This is a genomic window from Catellatospora sp. NPDC049609 (assembly GCF_040675365.1).
Taxonomy (GTDB): Bacteria; Actinomycetota; Actinomycetes; order Mycobacteriales; family Micromonosporaceae; genus Catellatospora.
The window spans coordinates 1-2747 of the sequence record NZ_JBFAOU010000394.1; the positions used below are offsets into that span (position 1 = coordinate 1).

At 68.3% G+C, this 2747-nt stretch carries 6 protein-coding genes; 4 read left to right on the top strand and 2 right to left on the bottom strand.

Annotation, left to right across the window (positions count from 1 at the left end):
- Positions 1 to 55: 55 nt before the first annotated feature.
- Both AB0J67_RS40475 and AB0J67_RS40480 read right to left on the bottom strand, forming a co-directional pair.
- Positions 56 to 577 (bottom strand): helix-turn-helix transcriptional regulator, encoded by a 522-nt coding sequence (locus AB0J67_RS40475; RefSeq protein WP_363491029.1) that lies wholly within the window; start codon positions 575 to 577, stop codon positions 56 to 58.
- Positions 578 to 745: 168 nt separating this feature from the next.
- Positions 746 to 1111, bottom strand: coding sequence for a winged helix-turn-helix domain-containing protein (locus AB0J67_RS40480; RefSeq protein ID WP_363491031.1), 366 nt, complete (start codon positions 1109 to 1111; stop codon positions 746 to 748).
- Between the two features lie 388 nt (positions 1112 to 1499).
- Here AB0J67_RS40480 and AB0J67_RS40485 point away from each other — a divergent pair, with 388 nt between their 5' ends.
- The 4 genes from AB0J67_RS40485 (at position 1500) to AB0J67_RS40500 (ending at position 2687) form a co-directional block, all read left to right on the top strand.
- Positions 1500 to 1655 carry a hypothetical protein gene (locus tag AB0J67_RS40485; protein ID WP_363491033.1) on the top strand — a complete coding sequence of 52 codons (156 nt, stop codon included), beginning with the start codon at positions 1500 to 1502 and terminating at the stop codon, positions 1653 to 1655.
- Positions 1656 to 1804: 149 nt separating this feature from the next.
- Positions 1805 to 2212, top strand: coding sequence for a hypothetical protein (locus tag AB0J67_RS40490; RefSeq protein ID WP_363491035.1), 408 nt, complete (start codon positions 1805 to 1807; stop codon positions 2210 to 2212).
- On the top strand, positions 2209 to 2514 hold the full coding sequence (locus AB0J67_RS40495) for a hypothetical protein (protein WP_363491037.1): 306 nt from the start codon (positions 2209 to 2211) through the stop codon (positions 2512 to 2514). The genes AB0J67_RS40490 and AB0J67_RS40495 overlap by 4 nt, the downstream gene beginning before the upstream one ends.
- Complete coding sequence (locus tag AB0J67_RS40500) at positions 2514 to 2687, top strand: hypothetical protein (protein WP_363491039.1); 174 nt, start codon at positions 2514 to 2516, stop codon at positions 2685 to 2687. The genes AB0J67_RS40495 and AB0J67_RS40500 overlap by 1 nt, the downstream gene beginning before the upstream one ends.
- The last annotated feature ends 60 nt before the right edge of the window (positions 2688 to 2747 follow it).

Consider the following 2747-nt stretch of genomic DNA (forward strand, 5'->3'; position numbering starts at 1 on the left):
CGGGAGTCTACAATGGACCAACGCTGCGGTTCGGAAGGTGTCCCGCCAAGCGTGCCTAGCAGCGCAAACTCCTCGGCGGAAGTGCGGCTGGAGTATTAGAGCGCTCGGGATCACCGGGGTACCGGTCCACCGCGATGCGGATGAGGTAGCTGGTCACCGGATCGGTACCGACGTTGTGTAGCAACCTGCGCACGCGTGTGCGGAACACGCCCTCCCGATAGCTCAACTCGGCATCTTCGTGCTCCACCACCAGCGACGACCCCGGCGCGGGCTGCTGATCCAGTCCGCCACCGTCGTGCGTACGCGTCTCGGCCCCGATGCCGGCCTCTGCCAGTTCCCGCCAGCGCCGGAACAGCGCTCGGCCCGCGCGTAAGTGCTGGTCGGCCTTATCGGCGAACTCGCGACTGGGGATCAGCGTGCCGTTCTCGACCTTGGAGATGTACGACGAGTCGTAGCCGACCAGCGGCGCAAGCGCCTTCTGTGAGTAGCTGGACACGGCCCGCCAGTGCTTCAACTCGGCGATGAAGTCTCTGACCAGCGCATCCTGTTCCACCGTCCGTCCGGACTCGTCGCTCACGAGAGCGCCCCCTCCCCCTATGAATGGACTGATTCGAGGTTGATCGACTGTCAACCTGTTGTCCACCCCTAAAGCGGGGGTTCTCTATGTGCATGACCACACAGCAGCCAAGGACCAGGGAAATTGCAATAAGGCAGCGGCGAGCCATCGCGGAGCGCCTGAAGTGGCTTACCGCCGAGATGGCTGCTTTGGAGCGTCGCCTTGTTCGAGCCGAGCAAGCCGCGCGTCGAGCTGTCGGACGACCTCGGTCAGCTCCTCAAGGCGTTCCATGATCTCCCCGGCCTCGCCTGCGGCGGACGCGGCTTCAGCGCCATCGCGCACGAACACACCCTTGCCCTGCTGGCCGATCACGAGGCCTTCACGGCGAAGTTCAGCGAGGGCATCGCGTACGACCGTGCTCGACACGCCGTACAGCTCCTTGAGCTGAGCCATAGACGGCAGTTGAGCGCCAGCGGGTAGTGCCCCGCTGGTGATCTGCTTCCGGATGTCCTCCGCTACCTGCTGGAACGCCGGAGTACCCGACACGAGCGCCATGCTCTCTCCCTCCTAACGCACCAAGTAGAGCACACGACCAGGGAGAAGGCACATAGCACTTGACGCACATAGTGCGGCATGTGCATCATGTGGATACAGCGGCCGACAGCGGCCGACACGCAACTCGCTCCGGTCCTGGCCAGCGCGGGAAGGCGGCGATGCCGCGCGCCCGTAGCGCCAGACGCTGGCTGTTCATTTACACGTTCATAGGGAAATAGGTGGCCGCCTCCTAGGAAAAAGGTGGCCGGCACGGCTGAGGTCCGTGCGCCCGTACGCGGCCCGGGTGATGGCTGCGCGAAGTTCTGCACCTGTTCAGGCGGCCGGGGCCATATCGCCCCGGCCGCTGCTGTCCCGTCCGAGCACGACTGTTCACCGGAGGAGATGACCGATGAGCCTTTCCACCTGCGTACGTGTCGCAACCCGCGCCAAGGCCGTGTGGCGGCAGTGCTGCGGCTGCACGAACTGGTGGCCGCTGCGTACCGGCGAGGACCGCTGCGGCGGCTGCACCGCTGCCCTCAAGCGCCGCGTGCGTTCGTGGCGCTGACGGCTTCCGTGCGGGCTGTGGCCGCTGCCCGGCCCGTGCGGTGGCCGCCGACGAGGCGACCACCACAGCACAAGACAAGGCGACCCCGGCAGGGCGGCTAACCGGCCGGGGTCTTTGCACCCCGTCCCACCAGCGAAGGGAAGACAGCGATGCCTGTTCAGGCTATCGCGTCGGCACCTGCCGACGAACCGGCGCACGTCCGGTTGACCATCGCTCACCCGCTGGCCGCTGTCGCGGCCCGTACCTGCACCGGCCACACCCATGACCTGGCCGACCTGGTCGGCGGTGTCGCCTGCGGCTGGGCCTGGACCAAGGCCCTGACCGATGACCTGATGTTCGCCCTGGAGTACGGCCTGCCCCTCGACATCGAACCGGACCCGTCCTACATCGACGAGATCGCGGTCCGCCGGGCGATGCGCGGCGAGGACCTGGAGCTGACCGAGTGCGAGCGCGCCGAGGTCAAGCGCCGTCTGGCCGACATCAAGCGCCGCCGCAACCGCGGCTGCACGTTCGTATGCTCCCGAGCTGCCGCCGCCCGGCGGGAGGCCGGGCGGTGACCGCCGGGCAGCTCGACCTGCTCACCGGCGCGGTCGCCGAGCAGCGGCCCGCGCCGGTCGCGCCGGTGCGGCGGGCGGTCAAGCCGCGCCTGGAGCCGGGGCAGGTCCGCTACGCCACGTTGGGTGGCCAGCGCGACTGTGACGACTGCTGGCACGACCAGGCCGCCGCCCACGACGCGGGCAAGCCCGTGCCGGTGCGGCGCCGGGCGACCGGCAGCCGGGAGACGACCGGCGGCAAGGCGTACCTGTGTGAGCTGTACAAGCTCAACCGGCAGGCCACCGACCGTGAGGAGCAGGTCTGATGGCCCGCACTCGTGCCGGCCGCGCGATCGGCGACATCGCCCGCCGCGCCGCCCGGGGTGAGCTGTCCGCCGCGCAGGCCGCCGTGCTGATCGCCCGGCTGCGCTCGGCGCAGCGCACCCATCTGTACCGCGCCGCCCTAGCCTCGCTCTTTCATGAGCGTCGGTCCGCATAGCCGATCATGAAAGCGAAAGTGCCTCCGATCTGGAACGATAGGACTTGTCGAGGGTCCACA